Source organism: Mesorhizobium sp. DxT (genome assembly GCF_058448885.1).
Genome location: NZ_JBZFLJ010000001.1, coordinates 608,459 through 628,975 on the forward strand (window position 1 = coordinate 608,459; position 20,517 = coordinate 628,975).

General features: G+C 62.2%; 23 protein-coding genes. 8 read left to right on the plus strand and 15 right to left on the minus strand.

Annotated elements, in window-relative coordinates:
• The first annotated feature begins 21 nt into the window (after window positions 1-21).
• From ACVJNE_RS02860 to ACVJNE_RS02880, 5 genes are all read left to right on the plus strand, one after another.
• A complete protein-coding gene (locus ACVJNE_RS02860; RefSeq protein ID WP_444726316.1) occupies window positions 22-1,110 on the plus strand; it encodes an ABC transporter substrate-binding protein in 1,089 nt (362 codons plus the stop codon).
• 98 nt (window positions 1,111-1,208) lie between these two features.
• A complete protein-coding gene (locus ACVJNE_RS02865) occupies window positions 1,209-2,234 on the plus strand; it encodes an ABC transporter ATP-binding protein (protein ID WP_499562789.1) in 1,026 nt (341 codons plus the stop codon).
• Window positions 2,235-2,487: 253 nt separating this feature from the next.
• Complete coding sequence (locus ACVJNE_RS02870; RefSeq protein WP_499562791.1) at window positions 2,488-3,345, plus strand: ABC transporter permease; 858 nt, start codon at window positions 2,488-2,490, stop codon at window positions 3,343-3,345.
• Window positions 3,342-4,145, plus strand: coding sequence for an ABC transporter permease (locus ACVJNE_RS02875; protein ID WP_499562793.1), 804 nt, complete (start codon window positions 3,342-3,344; stop codon window positions 4,143-4,145). The genes ACVJNE_RS02870 and ACVJNE_RS02875 overlap by 4 nt, the downstream gene beginning before the upstream one ends.
• Window positions 4,142-4,921: a carbon-nitrogen hydrolase family protein gene (locus tag ACVJNE_RS02880; RefSeq protein ID WP_499562795.1), complete on the plus strand. Its 780-nt coding sequence runs from the start codon at window positions 4,142-4,144 to the stop codon at window positions 4,919-4,921. Before ACVJNE_RS02875 ends, ACVJNE_RS02880 begins: the two co-directional genes overlap by 4 nt.
• Window positions 4,922-4,924: 3 nt before the next feature.
• Here ACVJNE_RS02880 and ACVJNE_RS02885 read toward each other — a convergent pair whose 3' ends face one another.
• Window positions 4,925-6,061 (minus strand): Gfo/Idh/MocA family protein, encoded by a 1,137-nt coding sequence (locus ACVJNE_RS02885; RefSeq protein WP_499563202.1) that lies wholly within the window; start codon window positions 6,059-6,061, stop codon window positions 4,925-4,927.
• 279 nt (window positions 6,062-6,340) lie between these two features.
• Here ACVJNE_RS02885 and ACVJNE_RS02890 point away from each other — a divergent pair, with 279 nt between their 5' ends.
• Genes ACVJNE_RS02890 through ACVJNE_RS02900 form a run of 3 tightly spaced genes read left to right on the plus strand, consistent with a single transcriptional unit; the run spans window position 6,341 to window position 9,925 of the window.
• A complete protein-coding gene (locus tag ACVJNE_RS02890; protein ID WP_499562797.1) occupies window positions 6,341-7,771 on the plus strand; it encodes an undecaprenyl-phosphate glucose phosphotransferase in 1,431 nt (476 codons plus the stop codon).
• 11 nt (window positions 7,772-7,782) lie between these two features.
• Window positions 7,783-8,556, plus strand: coding sequence for a WecB/TagA/CpsF family glycosyltransferase (locus ACVJNE_RS02895; protein ID WP_499562799.1), 774 nt, complete (start codon window positions 7,783-7,785; stop codon window positions 8,554-8,556).
• Between the two features lie 7 nt (window positions 8,557-8,563).
• Complete coding sequence (locus ACVJNE_RS02900) at window positions 8,564-9,925, plus strand: O-antigen ligase family protein (protein ID WP_499562801.1); 1,362 nt, start codon at window positions 8,564-8,566, stop codon at window positions 9,923-9,925.
• Between the two features lie 70 nt (window positions 9,926-9,995).
• Here ACVJNE_RS02900 and ACVJNE_RS02905 read toward each other — a convergent pair whose 3' ends face one another.
• From ACVJNE_RS02905 to flgB, 14 genes are all read right to left on the minus strand, one after another.
• The gene (locus ACVJNE_RS02905; protein ID WP_499562803.1) at window positions 9,996-10,991 is read right to left on the minus strand and encodes a flagellin N-terminal helical domain-containing protein; all 996 of its coding nucleotides are present in this window, start codon (window positions 10,989-10,991) and stop codon (window positions 9,996-9,998) included.
• 173 nt (window positions 10,992-11,164) lie between these two features.
• Window positions 11,165-11,965, minus strand: a complete 801-nt coding sequence (locus tag ACVJNE_RS02910; protein WP_368804820.1) for a flagellin N-terminal helical domain-containing protein — start codon at window positions 11,963-11,965, stop codon at window positions 11,165-11,167.
• 315 nt (window positions 11,966-12,280) lie between these two features.
• Window positions 12,281-13,078: a flagellin N-terminal helical domain-containing protein gene (locus ACVJNE_RS02915; protein ID WP_499562805.1), complete on the minus strand. Its 798-nt coding sequence runs from the start codon at window positions 13,076-13,078 to the stop codon at window positions 12,281-12,283.
• A 315-nt stretch (window positions 13,079-13,393) separates the two neighbouring features.
• Window positions 13,394-14,191, minus strand: a complete 798-nt coding sequence (locus ACVJNE_RS02920) for a flagellin N-terminal helical domain-containing protein (RefSeq protein WP_499562807.1) — start codon at window positions 14,189-14,191, stop codon at window positions 13,394-13,396.
• 207 nt (window positions 14,192-14,398) lie between these two features.
• On the minus strand, window positions 14,399-15,136 hold the full coding sequence (fliP, locus tag ACVJNE_RS02925; RefSeq protein ID WP_499562809.1) for a flagellar type III secretion system pore protein FliP: 738 nt from the start codon (window positions 15,134-15,136) through the stop codon (window positions 14,399-14,401).
• Window positions 15,133-15,624, minus strand: a complete 492-nt coding sequence (locus ACVJNE_RS02930; RefSeq protein WP_173193120.1) for a flagellar basal body-associated FliL family protein — start codon at window positions 15,622-15,624, stop codon at window positions 15,133-15,135. The genes fliP and ACVJNE_RS02930 overlap by 4 nt, the downstream gene beginning before the upstream one ends.
• Window positions 15,625-15,635: 11 nt before the next feature.
• Window positions 15,636-16,337: a flagellar basal body L-ring protein FlgH gene (flgH, locus tag ACVJNE_RS02935; RefSeq protein WP_499562812.1), complete on the minus strand. Its 702-nt coding sequence runs from the start codon at window positions 16,335-16,337 to the stop codon at window positions 15,636-15,638.
• Entirely contained in the window at window positions 16,334-16,873 is a 540-nt protein-coding gene (locus tag ACVJNE_RS02940) for a MotE family protein (protein WP_499562814.1), read from the minus strand. Before ACVJNE_RS02940 ends, flgH begins: the two co-directional genes overlap by 4 nt.
• Window positions 16,874-16,883: 10 nt before the next feature.
• Window positions 16,884-18,092, minus strand: a complete 1,209-nt coding sequence (locus ACVJNE_RS02945; protein ID WP_173193124.1) for a flagellar basal body P-ring protein FlgI — start codon at window positions 18,090-18,092, stop codon at window positions 16,884-16,886.
• Complete coding sequence (gene flgA, locus ACVJNE_RS02950) at window positions 18,089-18,556, minus strand: flagellar basal body P-ring formation chaperone FlgA (RefSeq protein ID WP_421926587.1); 468 nt, start codon at window positions 18,554-18,556, stop codon at window positions 18,089-18,091. The genes ACVJNE_RS02945 and flgA overlap by 4 nt, the downstream gene beginning before the upstream one ends.
• Before the next feature lie 5 nt (window positions 18,557-18,561).
• Entirely contained in the window at window positions 18,562-19,350 is a 789-nt protein-coding gene (flgG, locus tag ACVJNE_RS02955; RefSeq protein WP_173193126.1) for a flagellar basal-body rod protein FlgG, read from the minus strand.
• Window positions 19,351-19,361: 11 nt separating this feature from the next.
• Entirely contained in the window at window positions 19,362-19,640 is a 279-nt protein-coding gene (fliE, locus tag ACVJNE_RS02960; protein ID WP_173193726.1) for a flagellar hook-basal body complex protein FliE, read from the minus strand.
• 47 nt (window positions 19,641-19,687) lie between these two features.
• The gene (gene flgC, locus ACVJNE_RS02965) at window positions 19,688-20,107 is read right to left on the minus strand and encodes a flagellar basal body rod protein FlgC (protein ID WP_194248557.1); all 420 of its coding nucleotides are present in this window, start codon (window positions 20,105-20,107) and stop codon (window positions 19,688-19,690) included.
• A gap of 2 nt (window positions 20,108-20,109) precedes the next feature.
• Entirely contained in the window at window positions 20,110-20,490 is a 381-nt protein-coding gene (gene flgB, locus ACVJNE_RS02970; protein ID WP_173193128.1) for a flagellar basal body rod protein FlgB, read from the minus strand.
• Window positions 20,491-20,517 lie beyond the last annotated feature (27 nt).

Here is a 20,517-nt window from a genome sequence, read left to right on the forward strand (position 1 = left end):
GCCAACAGAGGAGAACAACAGATGAGGAAGCTTCTGAATTCCGCAGTCAGCCGTCGTGCCGTTCTTGGCGCCGGCCTGGCGACCGCCGGCATGCTGGCAATGCCATCGATCCTGCGCGCGCAGGATCGCTCGATCAAGGTCGGCGTCTACGGCGGCTATTTCAAGGACTCGTTCGACAAGCACGTGTTCCCGGCCTTCACCGAGGCAACCGGCATCGCCGTCGAATCCGTCGCTGAACCCACCGGCGAAGCATGGCTGGTGCAGCTCGAGCAGGCAGCCCGCGCCGGGCAGGCCCCGGCCGACCTGTCGATGATGTCCCAGGTCGCTATGCTGAAAGGCCAGTCGACCGAACTCTGGACGCCGATCGATACGTCCAAGCTCGAAAATGCCGGCAATCTGCTCGACCAGTTCGTCAACAAATATCCGGATGGCCGCGTCGCTGGCATCGGCGCGGTGGCCTGGTACATCACCCTCGTGACGAATACCGACGCCTACCCGGAAGCGCCGGAAAGCTGGGCGGCACTATGGGACCCGGCCAATGCCGACAAGCTCGGCCTGCTGGCGCTGGTATCCAACTCCTTCCTGCTCGAGGTGACGGCAAAGACGCATATGGGCGGCACCAATGCGCTCGACACCGAAGAGGGACTGGTCGCGGCGTTCGAAAAGCTTGCGGAAGTGAAGCCCAACGTGCGGCTCTGGTATCGCGACGAGGCGCAGTTCGAGCAGGCGCTGAAGTCGGGCGAAATCCCGATGGGCCAATATTATCACGACGTGACGGGCCTCGCCGCGGCCGATGGCAATCCGGTGCGCTCCACCTTCCCGAAGGAAGGCGGCATCCTCGATTCCGGCTGCTGGGCGCTTTCCCGTGCCTCGGAGAAAGGCGAAGAGGCACATATCTTCATCGATTATATGAGCCAGCCGGAAATCCAGGCTCTCATGTCGCGCAACGTGGGCACCGCGCCCACTGTCGCGCGCGACCTCCTCGACCTGAGCGATGAGGAATTCGGCGCTGTCTCGTCGGATATCGATCCGATCATCCCGCGCTATGACCTGTACACTTCCAAGGCCGACTGGCTGAACCAGAAGTGGACCGAGATGATCGCTGGCTAGGCGGCCACGACACAGGTTAAGCTCCTCGCGCGACGGCGCGAGGAGACGCCGCCTGTATCAGCACTCCGCAATTCGGCGGAACACAAGCAGGAAATGCCATGTCCGGTCTCGCGCTGCAGGACGTCTCGAAGCGTTTCGGTGATTTTACCGCCGTCGACAGCGTGTCGCTTTCGATACCGCATGGCACCTTCGTGTGCATGCTGGGGCCATCTGGCTGTGGCAAGACCACCCTGCTGCGCATGATTGCCGGGCTGGAGGAGCCGTCGGCCGGCACGATCCTGCTCGACGGCACCGACATCACGCCCATCCCGACCCACAAGCGCGATTTCGGCATGGTGTTCCAGTCGCTGGCGCTGTTTCCGCATCTGAACGTTGGCGACAACATCGCCTACCCACTGCGTATACGCGGTGTCGGCAAGGCCGAGCAGAAAAAGCGCGTCGCGGAACTCCTCGACATGATTTCGCTGCAGGGCTACGCGGAACGCCCGGTCGCAAAGCTTTCCGGCGGACAGCGACAGCGGGTGGCAATCGCCCGCGCACTCGCGCTGTCGCCGAAACTCTTCCTTCTCGACGAGCCGCTTTCCGCACTGGATGCCAAGCTGCGCGAGGCCATGCAGGTGGAACTGCGCCAGCTTCAGCAGAAGCTCGGCATCACCACCATCGTCGTCACCCACGACCAGCGCGAGGCGATGACGATGGCCGACCTTGTCGTCGTCATGGGCGAAGGCCGCATCAGGCAGGCGGCACCGCCGGTCGAAATCTACCGGAAACCGGCCGACGCCTTCGTCGCCGATTTCATCGGCTCGACCAATCTGCTTTCCGTCGGCGCCGACGGCACGCTGCTCGGCCGCGCCATGCCGAGCCTCGCGATGGCGACACGGTCGGCAGGTGGCAAGCTGTCGATAAGGCCCGAGGACGTACGGCTGGTGGCAGCCGGCAGCGGCATGTTCGCCGGCACGGTCAGCTTCGTGCGCGACCTCGGCGGTACGATCGAGACCTTCGTCGATGTCGGCGGCACGACCGTAATGGCCATCACAACGCCCCGCGAGCGCACGCCTTTCAAGGCCGGTGATCCGGTCGACGTGACGCTGCCCCTAGAAAGCTGCGTGGTGCTGAAAGGATGAGCCCTGCTTTTGCCACGAGATTGAACTGCGGCGATAGAGTGCGTCCTTCGAGGCTCGCTGCGCTCGCACCTCAGGATGAGGGAGGTGGGTTAATCGAGCCGGATCGCAGTGTGCGCGACATACGTCAACGGAACAACCTTCGAACTCACGCGCCTGCCGGAGCGATGCACAACGGTCCTCATCCTGAGGTGCAAGCGCAGCGAGCCTCGAAGGACGCACGGCAAAACCTTCGCCGACCAAAGGAATGCCGGCAATGAGACGCGAGCCGCCGCGTACAGCCGCCGACTACGCGCCGATCGCGTTTCCCGCGCTGATGCTCGTCATCTTCTTCGTCGTGCCGTTTTCGACGATGATCGCGGTCTCGTTCTTCCAGAGAGACCCGGCGGGCTTCTATTCGCCGGCATTCACATTCGCCAACTACGAGCGGTTTCTGTCCGCCTTCTTCGGCGGCGTGCTCGGTTTTTCGATCATGCTGGCGGTGATGGTGGCCATTGTCTGCGTGCTCGTCGCCTTCCCGTTCACCTGGCTGCTGACACAGGCCTCGCGGCGCGTTCAGATCGTTTGGCTGGTCGCAATCCTCTCGGTCCTGTCGCTGTCGGAAGTCATCATCGGCTTCGCCTGGTCCACGCTGTTCTCGCGAACGGCCGGTATCACCAATCTGCTCGTCATGGCGGGGCTGATGGCCGAGCCACAAGCGCTGATGCCTGGTTTCGGGGCGGTACTGACGGCGATGGTCTATCAGGCCCTGCCCTATACCGTGCTGGTGCTCTATCCCGCCATCGTGCGGCTCGATCCAACCCTGCTCGAAGCCGCGCGCACGCTTGGGGCCTCGCCGATGCGCGCCTTCCTCAACGTGGTGGTCCCGGCACTGCGCAACACCATCATGGCCACGCTCATCATGGTGTTCGTCTTCGCGCTCGGCTCATATTTGTTGCCGCAGATACTCGGACGGCCCCAGCACTGGACGCTGTCGGTGCTAATCACCGATCAGGCGATCTACCAGTCCAACATGCCGTTTGCCGCTGCGATGGCCGTGTTCCTCGTATTGATGTCGCTGGCGCTCGTCGGCCTGACGCTGATGGTCGGCTCGCAGCGGGAGGAACGGACATGAGTGCCGCAAAGCTGCGCCGCATCGTCTTCCTGCTGGTGGCCCTGTTTCTTGCCGGCCCGCTCATCGTCGTGGCAGGCGTTTCCGTCAACGAGAAGCAAAGCCTCATCTTCCCCCCGGAAGGCTTCTCTCTCGCCTGGTACGGGCAGATCTTCACCGATCCCGGCTGGCGGTCCGCACTGGTGAATTCCCTTACGCTCGCCGCGGCGTCGGCGGCACTTGCCGTCATCATCGCCATGCCGCTCGCCTGGTTCCTGTGGCGGCGGATCGCGCCGTGGGCGCGCATCTTCCAGCTTCTGGGCGTGGCGCCCTTCATCCTGCCACCGGTGATTACCGCCTTGGGCTTCCTGACCTTCTGGGCAACGGTCGGCGCCTATGGCCAGCCATGGACGGCGGCGATCAGCCACGCGATCTTCTTCGTTACCCTGCCGCTTGTGACGCTGTCGCTGGGCTTCAGTTCCATCGACCGCAGCCTTGTCGAGGCAGCCTCGACGATGGGGGCGGACGACAGGACAGTGCTGCGCACGGTCGTGCTGCCGCTGATCCTGCCCTACGTGATTTCCGGCTATGCATTCGTCTTCGTGCTGTCGCTAAACGAATACATCGTTGCCTACATGACCGTGGGCTTCACCATGGAAACGCTGCCGATCAAAATCTTCAACGCGCTGCGCTACGGCTACACGCCAACCATGGCCGCGGTCTCGATCTTCTTCGTCGCCGTTGCAGCAATCGTTTTTGGCCTGATTGCGCGTTTCGGCGATCTGCCGCGATTGCTGGGCGCCTTGTCGGGGGATCGAGAGTGAAGATCGCCGTGCTCCAGATGCAGGCGCTCCCCGGCGACGCCGCCGCCAACATAAAGCGCATCGGTCGCGCGGCGCGAGAGGCGGCGACGAGAGGAGCCGACCTCCTGATCGCGCCCGAACTCGCGATCACCGGCTACGGCGCCGGCAAAACGATCCACGCACTGGCCGAACCTGCCGACGGTCCTGCACTTACGCGCCTCGCAGAAATTTCGGCGCAGACAGAAGTCGCTATCGTCGCGGGATTTGCCGAGGCCGATGAAGGCGCGGTCTGGAACAGCGCCGCCTTCATCCGCGGTTCTGAGCCTCCCGTCGTCTATCGCAAGTCCCATCTCTACGCGGACTACGAGCGCAATCTGTTCAGCCCCGGGACACCGTCTGCCGTAACGATACAGCATGCCGGGCAGAAGCTGGGCCTGCTGATCTGCTACGATGTCGAGTTCCCGGAGAACGTGCGACGGCTGGCGCAGGCAGGCTGCACGCTGGTGATGGTGCCGACAGCTCTGCCGCAAAGCGACCATGCCGCTTTCATTGCCAGAAGCATGATCCCGGTCCGCGCGTTCGAGAACCAGGTATTCGTCGCCTATGCAAACCATTGCGGAGCAGACGAGCGTTTCGCCTATGCAGGGCTGTCGACGGTTGCCGCACCGGACGGCAAGGTGCTCACCGGCGCGGAAAATGTCGGCGAGGCACTTCTGATTACAGACATTCTGCCGAGCGCCTACACCGCGTCTGCCGAGGAGAACACCTACCTGCGCGATCTGCGCTCGGTGGAGTGAGATCTAGAGCTTCGTCCAGGCGCCGTTCTTCTTCGAGGATTTGACGCAGGCTTCCACGAAGGCCACGCCCTCGACGCCGTCCTCGACCGTCGGGAAGACAACGTCCTTCGGCATCTTGCCGCCCTTGCGCCGCATCGCGCGGATGGCGCGCGCAGCCTCCGCATAGATATTGGCGAAGCCTTCGAGATACCCTTCGGGATGCCCCGCCGGAATGCGGCTGACGCGAGCAGCGGAGGGCCCTGCCCCTGCCCCGCCCCGCGTGATCAAGCGCTTCTCCTGACCGAACGGCGTGTACCAGAGGTGATTGGGATGCTCCTGGTCCCATTCGAGCCCGCCCTTTGTCCCGTAGACGCGGAGCTTCAGCCCGTTCTCGTTGCCGGGTGCCACCTGACTGGCCCAAAGCATGCCCTTGGCAGCCGGCGAACGGCCTTTTGCCTTGAAGCGCAGAAGGATATGCGCGTTGTCGTCGAGCAGCCGACCGGGCACGAAAGCGTCGAGGTCGGCAGCAAGGCTGTCCAGTTCCAGGCCGGTGACGAAGCGTGCCAGGTTATACGCGTGCGTGCCGATGTCCCCCGTTGCACCGCCGGCACCGGACTGTTTCGGGTCGGTGCGCCAGACGGCCTGCTTGGATCCGCTGGCCTCGACAGCTTCGGTCAACCAGTCCTGCGGATACTCGGCATGGACGACGCGCAGGTCGCCCAGCATGCCCTTGGCGACCATCTCTCGCGCCTGCCGCACCATCGGGTAGCCGGTATAGTTGTGCGTCAGCACGAAAAGCCGACCGCTCTTGGCCGCGGCGGCCGCAAGCTTCTTCGCATCGGCAAGGTTCGAGGTTAGCGGCTTGTCGCAAATGACATGAATACCCGCATCAAGAAATGCCTTGGCCGCCGGATAGTGGACGTGGTTCGGCGTCACGATCGCGACGGCCTCGATGCCGTCGGCTCGCGCCGCCTCTGCCTTGGCCATCTCGGCAAACGACGCGTAGCAGCGTTCCGCATCGAGACCGAGCTCGCGCCCGGAAGCAATAGCCCGTTCCGGATCGGACGAAAGCGCACCGGCCACCAGTTGAAACTCTCCATCCAGTCTTGCCGCGATGCGGTGCACACCGCCGATGAACGCGCCCTGCCCGCCGCCGACCATGCCATAACGGATCGGTCCGGCGTCGGTTCTGCTGATTTCTGCTTTGGCCAAATCGACCTCCCTCTCTTCGCCGGCGACTGAACCTCAACTTTTAAACCGATTCAAGTGCCCCTTTCTCGATGATCGCAGCCCACGCCTGGCGGCTCAACCCTGAGTGGCCCGCCTTTTGCAACACCTGCCGCAGGTAACAGCAGATTTGGCAAAAGAGCGTTGGGGGTCGGAATTGTGTCCCTAAAAGATACAGAAATTCTGGAAACGAGGTTCGCCCGAACCTTTGGCATGGGCGACAGAATGCCAGCGGACCTGCGGACCAATGCGCAGGCCAGCCCGCACGTTAGCGGACAGATTTATGCAGTGATGGAACTGCTCGTCACGCTGCTGCTCGGCATGCTGATAGGGCACGTCTACGTTTACACGCATCTGGAACAGCACGATTTCCTCCAGACCTACATCTGGCCGTCGATCCTCATCGTCCTGACCTTCGGCTACCTCAACTATCGCTCGAAGCTCTACGATGTGCAGAAGCTCTCACGCTTCCTGACCTTCTCGAGCGCGGCGGTGGGTAACCTCGTTGGCGCATTCCTGATCGTCGCGTTGATTGGCCTCGCGATCGGGGCTGCCGACGAATTTTCGCGGCTTTGGTTCGGCGTGTGGTTGTGTTCGTCGGTCGTCGCCGTCTGGACGCTGCGCGCAGCCGCAGCCCGGGTCTTTTCGAGCCAGGCCGTGCAGGGCGCGATTTCCCGCCGTGCGGCGATCTTCGGCACGGACGCTCCACTGCGGCGTGCTGTCGAGGCATTGGGAATGCCCGACAGCGGCGTGCGAATTGCAGGCATCTTCGGCCCGACGCGCGACAGCGACCAGACTGGCGTTGTGACCGCACGGGACGGCGGCCTCGCGGAGCTGATCGATTTTGGCCAGCGCAACGATGTCGACACGGTCATCATCGCGCTTCCGCCCTCTCAGCGGCGGCACCTGGAGGATATGCTTTCAGAGCTGAGCGTTCTGCCGGCCGAGATCAAGCTCCTGCCCGATATCGAAACTCATATGGTTCCGTTCCGCGGCATCAGCTCGCTGGCGCAGGTGCAGTTCATCGACCTGCAGCAGAAGCCCATCTCCGGCTGGGGCCACATGATGAAGGCGGTCGAGGACTACGTGCTCGCGTCCATAGCGACCGTGCTGCTCGCACCGTTTCTGCTGCTCGTCGCCGCCGCGGTTAAGCTCGACAGCCCCGGCCCCGTTTTCTTCAAGCAGAAGCGTCACGGTCTGAACAACCAGGTCATCACCGTCTTCAAGTTCCGTACCATGCACGTGCAGTCGGAGGGTCAAGGCTTCCGGCAGGCAACGCGTAACGACAATCGCGTCACGCGGGTCGGGCGGATCCTGCGCCGGCTGTCGATCGACGAACTGCCGCAACTCTTCAACGTGTTGCGCGGGGAGATGTCGATCGTCGGGCCCCGGCCCCACGCGGTCGAGCAGAACGCCGCCTATGCCGGGCTGCTGCCCATGTACAACAACCGCCATAGGGTGAAGCCAGGCATCACCGGGTGGGCGCAGGTCAACGACTTTCGTGGGCCGACCTTCACGGTCGAGGCCATGAACAAACGCCTGGAATACGACCTCTACTACATCGAGAACTGGTCGATCCTCTTCGACATTTCGATCATCGCCGCCACGCCCTTCATCGGGCTGGTCCACAAGAATGCCGTGTGAGGAAGATCACAATGCGCAACCAGAAAATTCGTGACCTCGTGCCGGTCTGCAAGCTTGGCGGAATGGCAAACGCCCGCCTCAGCCTGCGCGAGACGGTACAACTCATGGACGACGCCATCGCGGGACGCTTGCCCGAATTGGAACAGCCGCTTTTTATGACCTCGTCGAATGGACAGGTCCTGTCCATGTATGCGCGCAGCAGCAAGATAAGACGGCTGTTCGATCAGGCCGACGTTATCAGTGCCGACGGCCAGCCGATGGTAACGATCTCCCATCTGCTGACCTCCAAGCCGGTACCTGACCGCACAAGCACGACGGACCTGTTCGACGATGCGAGCCTGCTGCTGCCGGAAGGCACCTCCTACTATCTGTTCGGCACGACACCGGACGAGATCGAGCGCGCAGCCGCAACGGTCCGACACCGCTTTCCGCGTATCAAGCTTGCCGGCTACTCGCACGGCTACCTCGACGAGGCAGGCGAGGAAGCGTTGTTCGAGGATCTCGACCGGTTACAGCCGGACATCCTCTGGATCGGTCTCGGTGTTCCGCGTGAGCAGGAGTTCGTGCTGCGCAACATGGACAGGCTGAAAAGCGTCAAGGTGGTCAAGACCTCCGGCGGCCTGTTCAACTTCCTTTCAGGTTCGCGCTCCCGGGCTCCCGTCTGGATGCAGAAGGCGGGGCTTGAATGGCTCTACCGCACGGTGCTTGAGCCGCGCCGGCTGGCGATGCGCTACCTGATCACCAATCCCCACAGCCTCTATCTTCTGCTGACGCGGACCGGGTGACACCTCGATGGCGGCGATAGGCGATACGAGAGGCAACGTCAGACGATCGGCCGGTCCGATCGTCACCGACGCATGGGCGCTGCAATGCTTCCTCATTGCCGCGACCATCGTCATGCTGCCGGTGAACTGGGCGCTTGGCACCGATCTGCCCTGGGTCTACCTCGTGGGGCTCGTCCTCGCCTTTGGAATGGTGCGTTTCGCACTCCCTGAGTGGCAGCTTCTGTCACTGGCGGCGGCGCTCGCCTTCTCGCTCTTTCTGGCAATGATGACCCATTTCCAGGGCGAGCGCGCCTTCGGTGCCGCCTACAACATATCCGTGCTGCTGCTGCTTCTGGTCTTCATCAACTTCGGCCGGCAGCTCGACCATGCCCCGCGCAACAACCGCGGCATTTGGCCCAAGGACACGATCTACGGCGCAGCCCTTATCGCCTACATCTCCTATGTGGTCTTCATGGTGGTGACCATGGGCTATTCGGCGGTGTCCGGCCAAAGCCGAATCTACTTCTATTCGCTCATTTTAGGTAACCTCGGCCAATTGCCGGGCATTCTCGGCACCTACGCGCTGAACATCGTCGTGGAGAGTGACTGGATCAACGGCGGGGTCGTCTCCCGAAATCACGGTATGGGTGTCTACGCCACCGAAAGCGCGATCCAGGTCGTCATGTTGGGCGCGATGGGCGCCATCTACCTGATCCGCCGGCGCATGTTCATGTGGGCCATACTTCTGGAACTCTCGATCCTGCCGATGCTCCTGCCGTTCGGCAGCCGCACGACCAGTCTCGCCTATGTCGCTTCGCTTGCGTTCCTGGCGGTGGTCTGGCGGGGCGGCGTAATGCTCGGCGCAATTCTGCTCGGGCCGTTGGTCCTGGCCGTGGTCGCTCTGTTCGGCTCGGACCTGGTCGATCTGTTCCAGGCTTCGGCGCAGTCGGTTGCCGAGTCGCGCGCGGGCTCAACCGCGACGCGCCTGGAGACCTATGCCCTCGCGATCCGCATGGTGCTGGACCAGAACCTGATCTTCGGGCTCGGCATCAAGCCGGTAGACGTCTCGCTTGCGGAAATCCCGATCGGCTCGCATTCGAGCATGGTGTCGACCTTCACGCGCGGCGGGCTGATAGGGCTCGGACTGTTCCTTGCCTTCTATCTTACCCTGACCGCCCGAATGATCGTGGTGCAGGTGGCTGCCTTCGCGCGCAGCGCCCGGATAACGATAGAATCGCGTCTGGAGATTATTTTTCTGGCCCGCGCGCTCTTCGTCATTCTGGTCTGGTACCTCACGGAAGATCTCGACGTGCCGCTGTACCATACGCTGCTATCGGGTCTTATCGTCGGCATATTCTGGAACATGGGCGAGCGGCTGCGGCGCATTTGACGGGTGCTCCCAATGCAAACGGGCTGCCCTCGCGGACAGCCCGTCAGGTGCTAGTGCCTGCGATACCGCGCTAGTTGCGGAACAAGAGCAGGATGTTTTCCGCATAGGAATTGGCGATCTGGAGCGACTGCACGCCAAGCTGCTGCTGCACCTGCAGCGCCTGCAGCCGGGTAGACTCCTTGTTCATGTCTGCATCGACTAGCTGACCGACACCGCGGTCGATCGAATCCATCAGGTTGGACGTGTAGTCCTTCTGCAGGTCCACACGCTTCTTGATCGCGCCGATGGCCGTCGCGGCGTTGGCCATTTCCGCCAACGTCTGGTCGACGACGGTAAGCATCTGCTCGAGCTGCTCATCGGTATGGCCAACGACGTTCAGCGACGATACCGCGTAGCCGTCGGTCGCGGCCACGGTTCCGGGCGTCGCTGCGGTGGCGGTGTTGTCGCGCAATCCCGTGGTGCCGAGGCGGAGCCCCTCGAGCATGCCCATCGTTTCGTTCGTCGTCGCCGCGGCGTCATAGAGCTTGATAGCCTGTACGTCGATGCCGATGTAGCCCAGAATGATCGCGCCGTTCTGGTCGCGCGTGAAGGCCGAAACAATGTCGACCTCCTTATGCACGCCGTCCGACGGATGACCGTTGGCTGCGAGCGAGTTAACCGACAGCCAGTTGGCGCCCGAGAAGGTTGCGGCTAGCGCAGTGAATCGAAGCTGCTCCTGGAAGGCGGTCACTTCTTCCTGGATGCGCTCCTTGTTGTCTTCGCTCATGCCGACAGCGGCGAGAACCTTCTGTTTGATCTCATCGATGAGACCGATGGCGGCTTCGAGCGCCGTATAGGCGGTGTCGACGCGGCTGGCGCCGAGGCCGAGCGTATCCTGGACGGTGGACAAGACGTTGTTGTCGGACCGCATCGTGGTCGCAATCGACCAGTAGGCCGCGTTGTCGGACGCCTGCGAGACGCGCAGGCCGGTCGAGATGCGACCCTGCACAACCTCCAGCGCTTTGTTGGTGGCGTGAAGGACCTGCAACGCGGTCATCGCTGCCGGGTTTGTGTTGATGCTCGACAAGGTGTTGCCCCTTCTAAGACGCCCGCTGATTTGGTTAACCATAAGTAGATTTTCATGGTTAACGGGTCGTTAAGCAGACATGCCGAATGGGGTTCCCCGAGAAGCGCGCACAGCACAAAGGCCCGCGCCCCCATGAGGAGCGCGGACCAGCACCGCTTCAGGTGCTTTAGGGATCAGCCTCGGAACAGCGTCAGTATGTTCTGGCTCGACGAATTTGCGATCGACAACGCCTGGATGCCGAGCTGCTGCTGCACCTGAAGTGCGGACAGCTTTGCTGACTCCGCATTCATGTCGGCATCGACGAGCTGGCCGACGCCACGGTCGACAGCATCGATGAGCTTCGACGTGAAGGTCATCTGGGATTCGAGCCGCACCTTCATCGCGCCCAGTTCGGAAGCAGCACCGCGCATTGCATAGAGAGCAAGTTCCGCCGTGTCGGCATCGGTCATCGTGGCGGCTTCCGCCTCGAGGTCGTAGGCGTTCAGCGTCAGGGTCTTCACTTCGGTCGAGCCCGCGGTGCCATCGCCCTTGATGTAGCCCGTCACCACGGTCACGTTGGCGCCAGTGCTCGCCAGTAGGTTCTGGCCTTCGAAGTCAGCCGCGGCGGCGATTTCCTGCATGGCGGCAACAAGTTCGTCGATTTCCGCCTGGAGTGCCGCGGTATCGGTGCCGTCCTGCTCCATCGCAAGGTAGCGGGAGTGGATCTCGGTGGTCAGCTTGATCGCTTCGTCGAGGCCGGTATACGCGGCATCGAGGATCGCCCGGCCGAAGCCAATCGAGTCCTTCACGACGCCGAGCAGATTGCTCTGGCTCTTCATGCCGACCGAGATCGACCAGTAGGCCGCATTGTCCGAAGCCTCGTTGACGCGCGCGCCGGTGGCAATTCGGTTCTGGGTTACAGCAAGTTTCTTGTTGGTGCTGGTAAGGGTTTGCAGCGCCGTCATCGCGGCGGCATTCGTCAGGAGACTAGCCATTTTTCTACGCCTTGAACTGATTACGTCACGACATGCCGGGCTGATTGCCGGCGTGGCGGATTGGCGTCATGCCCCCGGATACTGCACACTCGGTCCGGCCCGCTTGTTGACGCTATTTATGAACAAGGATGGATAATGGGAGGCTAAGAAACATGGTTAATGAAGTATAAATTCCAATATTTTTGGTTTATAAATAGTAAAAATATATGATAATTATTTATACAATGGAAACTTTAGTTCTCAAATGGTAAAGGCCGCGCTCCGGTTGAAGCGCGGCCTTCGATTGTTCAGGGCTGGTTAGCCCTGCCTTGTCGCTTAGCGGAAGAGCGACAGGATGTTCTGGCTGTTGGAGTTGGCAATCGACAGTGACTGAATGCCGAGCTGCTGCTGGGTCTGCAGAGCCGACAGGCGAGCCGACTCGGCGTTCATGTCAGCATCAACGAGCTGGCCGACGCCGCGATCGAGCGCATCCATCAGCTTCGAGGTGAAGCTGAGCTGGGCATCGAGGCGGGTCTTCATCGCGCCGAGTTCCGAAGCAGCCTCACGCATGGCGACCAGCGACGCTTCCGTGGTGTCGGCGTCGGTCATGTTCGCCGTCTCCGCCTCGAGATCGTAGGCGTTGAGCGTCAGGGTCTTGGTCTCGGTCGAACCGGCAGTGCCGTCGCCCTTGATGTAGCCGGTCACGACCGTGACGTTGGCGCCACCGGTGGCGAGCAGGTTCTGGCCCTCAAAGTCGGCAGCCTGAGCGATTTCCTCGATTGCCGTCTTCAGCTCGGCGATTTCAGCGTCGATGGCAGCCGTGTCCACGCCGTCCTGCTCACGAGCAAGGTAACGCGAGTGGATTTCCGAGGTCAGCTTGATGGCTTCGTCGAGGCCGGTATAGGCCGCGTCGAGGATCGCCTTGCCGAAGCCGATCGAGTCCTTGACGACCGACTGCAGGTTGCTCTGGTTCTTCATGCCGACCGAAATCGACCAGTAGGCGGCATTGTCGGAGGCCTGCGAAACACGCTCGCCAGTCGCGATGCGGTTCTGCGTGGTAGCCAGGTTGTTGTTGGTCTTGGTCAGGGTCTGGAGCGCCGTCATTGCGGACGCGTTGGTCAGAAGACTCGTCATGAGAATACGCCTTGTACTGAGTACTAAACTGACATGCCGGATAACTGCCGGCTAAGCGGAGGGGCGTCATGCCAACCGGAACACTCTGTGTTTCCTCCCGGCCCGCTCTTGAACGCAGATGTAAACAGCAATGGCTAACCGCTACCTAAGGAACATGGTTAATGATTTGCTTTTGCTGAAAAATTTACCATTCGCCTTAGTATTTCGGCTCCAGGATAACTCCCGCATGGTAGATACAAGCAAAAGGCCGCGCCCTGAGGGACGCGGCCTGATGATAGGAGATAGGCTTCAGCCTATCCCAGCCGATGGAACGTCTTAGCGGAAGAGCGCGAGAACGTTCTGGCTGTTGGAGTTGGCGATCGACAGCGCCTGGATACCGAGCTGCTGCTGGACCTGCAGGGCCGACAGGCGAGCCGACTCTGCATTCATGTCGGCATCAACGAGCTGGCCGACGCCGCGGTCGAGCGCGTCCTTCAGCTTCGAGGTGAAGCTGAGCTGGGCGTCCAGACGGATCTTCTTGGCGCCGAGATCAGAAGCAGCCTCACGCATGGCGACCAGCGACGCTTCCGTGGTGTCGGCGTCGGTCATGTTCGCCGTCTCGCCTTCGAGATCGTAGGCGCTGAGCGTCAGGGTCTTGGTCTCGGAGGAACCGGCAGTGCCGTCGCCCTTGATGTAGCCGGTCACGACCGTGACGTCGGCGCCAGCAGTGGCGAGCAGGTTCTGGCCCTCGAAGTCGGCAGCCGCCGCGATTTCCTGGATAGCCGTCTTCAGTTCGGCGATTTCGGCGTCGATGGCAGCCGTGTCCACGCCGTCCTGCTCACGAGCGAGGTAACGCGAGTGGATTTCCGAGGTCAGCTTGATGGCTTCGTCGAGACCGGTATAGGCCGCGTCGAGGATCGCCTTGCCGAAACCCATCGAGTCCTTGACGACCGACTGCAGGTTGCTCTGGTTCTTCATGCCGACCGAGATCGACCAGTAAGCAGCGTTGTCGGAAGCTTCGTTGACGCGCGCGCCGGTGGCGATGCGGTTCTGGGTGTTGGCCAGATTCTTGTTGGTGTTGTTCAGGGTCTGGAGCGCCGTCATTGCGGACGCGTTGGTCAGAAGACTCGTCATGAGAATACGCCTTGTACTCGATACACAATTGACATGCCGGATTCTCACCAGCGAAGCGGCGCGGCCTCATGCCCGATCGGTTGGAAAGCCCCATGACCAATCTGCCCCTCGCAATCCGTTCTAGGGGCCAAACCCTACGGATGAGATAAGCAGCGTGGTTAATTTTTGTCGGAAAATCAGATGGTTAACGCGCGCTGAATCGGCGCGTTAAGCAAACGAGCGCACGAGACTGCCAACGAGCAGGTTCCAGCCGTCGATAAGGACGAAGAACAGTATCTTGAACGGCAACGACACCACCACCGGCGGCAGCATCATCATTCCCATCGACATGGTGATCGTCGCCACGATCAGGTCGATCACCAGAAACGGCAGCACGATCAGAAAGCCGATCTCGAACCCGCGCCGGATTTCGGAGATCATGAACGCCGGGATGAGGATGCGAAAATCCGCGTCCTGAACGGAAACGTCCGCCTGTTCGCGTTCGCGCGCGAGATCGGCGAACAGGTCGAAATCCTTGTCGCGCACGTTGGCTATCATGAAATCGCGGAACGGCTCCGAGATGCGCCCGAACGCCTCTTCCTCGTTGATTTCGTTTGCGACCAGCGGCTGCACGCCCTCGTTCCAGGCGCGATCGAATGTAGGTCCCATGACATAGAACGTCATGAACAGAGACAGGCTGACCAGAATCAAGTTCGCAGGCGTGCTCGGCAAACCCATGCCCGAGCGCAGGATCGAGAACACGATGACGAACCTTGTGAAGCTCGTCACCATGATGAGAATGCCGGGCGCAAGCGACAGGACCGTCAACAGCCCGAAAAGCTGAATGATCGAACCGACCGTCTGGCCTTCGAGCTGATCGGTCAGGCCCCCGAGGTCGAGCTGCTGCGCGCTGGCCGGCGCGACAAGCACCAGCAGCAAAAGGACTGAAGTGGCCAGGCGGATCATTGGAAAAGCAACGTCCGTATCAGGATACGCTTGACTGCGCCGTCGCTGCGGATGGAGGCGCGCTCCTCGATGTCGGAACGCAGGTGCTGGAAGCCGCTAGCGCCTTCGACCTGGTGAATCTTCACTGTACGGAGATAGGCAAGAACATCCTGCTGAATGGTCTGCGCCATCATCATGTCCGGTTCGGCATCGAACACCAGCGCCAGCTCAAGCCTCACCCATGTTCCCGTCGGCCCGGCCAGATTGGTTGTGATCGGTTCCAGATAGACGACACCCATTCCGTCATGGGCCTCGGCGAGCGTGGTCTCCGTCGCCTTGGCCGTCTCGACTGCGGCCTGCTCATGGGCAGCCGGTTGCTGGCCGGTCAGGTAAAGGCCGGAGCCCCAGCCGATACCGACCGCAACGACGCTCAATCCCACGAGCAGCGCGATCTGCAGCAGCAGCGAGGGTCCCTGCTTTTCCGGTGCCGTATCGTCGACGATAGCCAAGTCCGCCACCCCTAGAACGGAAGCAGGTTGTCGAGAACCTGATGCCCGTAGGCCGGCTGCTGAACCTCCGTCAGTCGGCCCCTGCCGCCGTAGGAGATACGCGCCTCTGCGATCCTCTCGTAGGACACGGTGTTGGCCGCCCCGATGTCGGACGGCCGCACAATGCCGGTAATCGTCAGCACACGCAGTTCGGCGTTGACCAGCACTTCCTGCGAGCCGCTGATGACGAGGTTTCCGTTCGGCAGCACCTCCGTCACCACCGCCGCCACCTGGAGCTGGATGTCCTCGGAACGAGCCGTAGCCCCCTCGCCTTTCGAGCTTGTCGTCGAATCGATATCGGCGCTGGCTTCGCCGCCGGTGCCAAGCCCCAGCCACGACAGATCTGCGCCGAAGCCAAGGCCACGGCTGCCGGTGCGGCTGCGTTCGGATTCATTGCGGAACCGTGCGCGATCGTTGATGCGGATATCGACTGTGAGGATGTCGCCGGCACTCAGCGCCCGCGCATCGGTAAAGAACTTGCTCTGCCGGTCATCCCACAGCGAGTAGCGCTTGGCCTCCTGCGCTGGCGGCGTCGGGTAGGTATAGATCGCCTGCGGATCGCCCACGCCGTAGCCTACCGGCGAAAGCGTCGGCGGGACGCCGACCTCTTCCCGCACGGTCGAGCAACCGGCGAGCGCGAGCCCCGCGATGAGAAGAAGCGGCTTGCGCATCATGTCGGGTCCTGCTTGCGGGTGGCGCTCGCGAGAATGCCGGTAAGCACCGCGGCGGCCTTGCTGTCCATTTCATTGAGGATGATGCCAGCCTTGCGGGCCTGCAGCTTCATGAGGATGCTGGCCGCGACCTCGACATGCACCTCGGCCAGCCGCTCGGCCGCCGCATCCGGTCGCATGACAGAATAGATCTCGACGAGGTTTTCCTCCGCCTTCGCGAGGAAGTCGTTGCGGCGCGTAAGCCAGGCTTCATATTCGGCGCGCTTTTCCTCCATCGCCTCGATGCGCTGGTCGATATCCTTCTGAAGCGTCTCGAGCTCCGCCTTCTGCAAGGCGTATCTGCGGTCCCGCGCAGCATCGGCGATATTGGAGCAGAAGCGACGGACGTCCTCGTCCAGCTCGCTGACTGTCTCGGTGATCGCGCCGACTGCCTGCGTTGCGGCAGGCGTCCCGCCGAAAACAACGGCGCCGAAGATCACGCCCGCGCCCAGTGCCAGGGTAGTCGTGCCGCGTGGTCGAAGGTTGAGGTAGCTGCGCATTGTCCTGGTCCTATTGCAGCACGAGTTCGGCCTGGAGCGCGCCGGCGGACTTGATGCCCTGCAGGATCGCAATGATGCCGTCCGGCTTCACGCCGAGCCGGTTGAGGCCGGCGACCAGCGTCTGAAGGTCGGGCCCGTCAAGCATGGCGACGTTCGCGTCCGGCTGGTTCGCATCGATTGCCGTGAAGGGCTCGACCGCCGTTTCGCCGCGCGAGAATGGTTCCGGCTGCACGACCTGCGGCATTTCGGTGATGCGCACCGTCAAAGCTCCGTGGGAAATCGCCACGCGCGAGATGCGCACCTGCTGCCCAATCACGATCGTGCCGGTTCGTTCGTCGACGACGACGCGCGCAGGCGCATCGGATTCGACCACGATGTTTTCCAGCTCGGCAAAGAAACGTGCCGAAGAGATGTTCGAAGGCCGATTGATGAGCACCGTACGTGCATCCTGCTCGGCGGCCAGCCGCTGGCCGAAACGGCTCACCGCATATTCGTTGATCGCGTCGGTGATCCGCACAGCCGTGGAGAAATCGGGATTGCGCAGTTGCAGCGTGAGCGTCGTATCCGCGCTGAAGGATGCGGGCACCTGCCGCTCGACAATGGCGCCGTTCGGGACACGACCGCTTGTGGGCACGCCCTGCGTCAGTGTTTCGGCCTGCCCCTGCGCGGTGAAGCCGGAGACGATAACCGACCCCTGTGCCACGGCGTAGATCTCACCGTCGGGCGCGCGCAGCGGGGTCATTACCAGCGTGCCGCCTGCAAGCGAAGTGGCGTCACCCATCGAGGAAACGTTGACGTCGATCCTTGCACCCGACTGGACGAAGGGCGGCAGGTTCGCGGTTACGATTACGGCGGCAACGTTGCGCGAACGGGATGCGCCGCCACGGGTGGAGATGCCGAGATTTTCCAGCATCGCCCGCACCGACTGCTCGGTGAAGGGTGAATTGCGCAGCCCGTCGCCGGTGCCCTGCACGCCAATCACCAGACCGTAGCCGACGAGCTGATTGTCGCGGGCGCTTTGCAGCGTGGCGACATCCTTGATCCGTGAAACGGTGAACCCACGACCCGAAAGCGGGTCGTTGCGGTTCACGCCGCCATAGGCCGCCCCGCCATAGACGTCGCCGGCCGGTTGCGCGCCGTTCGCAAGCGCTTCGTCGGCACTGGAGGCGCCGACGAAACCGAGACCGAGGCAGAATGCAAGGATCAGCGCACGCATCATGATTCGGAAACTCTTATCGAACCGTCGCCCATCACCGTGCCGGTGAAGACGACACCGCTGTCGATGTTGCGAACCTTGACGAGGTCACCGGCGGCGCCAGCCTGCAGCGGCACGCCCGCAACCGAGATTTCGAGCACCCCTTGCACGAAGCGCACCTGCACCGGCTTGCCGGTCTCTACCAGATAGGCGTCCCTCACCGCCGAAAGGCCGATCAGACGCCCAGGCAACAGCGTGCGCCGGGCAACCTTGCCATCGATCTGGCCCCATGCACGCGCGAAGGCGGCCGGGTTGCGCAACTGACGACGCAATGGGACTTCCTCCAATGCGTCCGTGGTGACCGTCTCGCCGGGATAGATGACGCGCGTCGTCACCAGCACCGTCTCCTGCGCAAAAGCCTGCGCGGCGCCGGCCACAGCCAGCAGCGCGATTGCCAACAATGTCCTGCGCAGGAGAAGACGCATCATCGGTCCTATCTCAGTCCCTGGGTGACGACCGCGGCCATCTCGTCTGCCGCCTTGATGACCTTGGAGTTCATCTCGTAGGCGCGCTGCGCCGAGATGAGCGCGGTGATTTCCTTCACCGGATCGACGTTGGACGATTCAAGGTAATACTGCTCGACCGTGCCAAAGCCCGGATCGCCGGGCACGCCCACATTGGCGGGCCCTGACGCGTCGGTTTCCTGGAAAAGCTTGTCCCCCAGCGGCGCCAGGCCTGCCTCATTCGAAAAGACGGAGACCGTAAGCTGGCCGAGCTCCTCGAGCTGCACCTGCCCATCGAAGCGCGCGAAGAACTGGCCGGACTTGTTGACGATGATCTCGACGGCGTCCTCGGGAATGACGATACCGCCGGCGACCAGATAGCCGTCAGCCGTGACAAGCTGGCCTTCCGCGTTGGTGTTGAAACTACCGGCGCGGGTGTAGAGCGCCTCGCCGTTCACGCCCTCGACCTGGAACCAGCCGCCTCCGGCGATCGCGACGTCCAGCTTGTTGCCGGTTTCGGCGAGAGGACCCTGCGTGTGGATGTTGCGTACCGCTGTGGTCTTGACGCCAAGGCCGATATGCGTGCCTTCCGGCACGAGCGCCTGGTTGGCCCGGTTCGGCGCGCCCTGCACGCGGTCGACCTGATAGAACAGGTCGGAGAACTCAGCCCGCGCGCGCTTGAAAGACGTGGTGTTGATGTTCGCGATGTTGTTCGCGATCACTTCAAGATTGGTCTGCTGGGCGGTCATGCCGGTGGCGGCGATTGCAAGTGCCTTCATCGCTTAAATCCTCAGATCGCCATGCGGCTGATTTCGAGATAGGAGCTCACGATCTTGTCGCGGATCGCGATCGCAGCCTGGAGGGTCTGTTCGGCGCTCATTACGGCATCGACGACCTCACGCGTGTCTGCTTCGCCCTGCAGCGCCTGCAAGGACAGGCCTTCCGCATTGCGCAATGTCGAGATCGCCTGCCCCGAGGCAGCCGAAAGAGCGGCAGCAAAAGTCGTCTCGGGAGCGACGTTGGGGCGATTGAGCGCCGGGCCGGTGATGTTGGCGAGGCCGTCGAGCATGCCGGCCACCTGACCGACCTTGTCGACCCCTGCGAGTCCCTGGATCATTACTGGCCCCTCATCAGTTCAATGGTCATGGAAATCAGTTCGCGTGCCTGCTTGATGGTCTGCAGGTTCGCCTCGTAGCTGCGGTTGGCCTCGCGCATGTCAGCCATCTCGACCAGCACGTTGACGTTCGGCATCTTCACGAAACCGAGCTCGTCAGCGGCCTCGTGGCCGGGCTGGTATTCGGTGACGAACGGCGTGCGATCGGGCGAGATAGCCGAAATTTCCACCATATGCGCACCCGAGGCGCGGTCCAGCTCGGCGGTAAACGTGATCGTCTTGCGCTGGAACGGATCGGCGCCGGGCGTATTGCCGGTCGACTGTGCATTGGCGAGGTTTTCCGAAACGATGCGAAGGCGCTCGGATTGAGCGCCCAGCCCCGACGCGGCCACCTTGAGTGAAGAAATGAGCGGATCCACCATGACTACCCCCTGGTCGTCATCATCAGCATGCGGTGAAACGACCTGACGATCGCCGTGTTCATCTCGAAGGAGCGCCGAACCTCTCCGGATTTCATCAGTTCGTTTTCCAGCACAACGGTGTTGCCCGAGGGCATCGTCGGATGATCGTCGTTGACCTGGCGAACGTTGAATTCGCCGACCGCATTCGCGCCCGCCAGATGCAGCGGGTGCGTCGCGCGCATCGACACGCTCGTCTGGTTCAGCACGGCCTCGAACGGCTCGACCTCACGCATGCCGTAGCCGGGCGTGTTCGCATTGGCGATATTGCTTGAAACGGCGGTCTGGCGCACCGAAAGCCACTTGGCTTGCTGGGATGCCAGATCGAACAGGCTGACGGGTTGCATCGCTACTCCCTTGACGCGTAGCGCCAC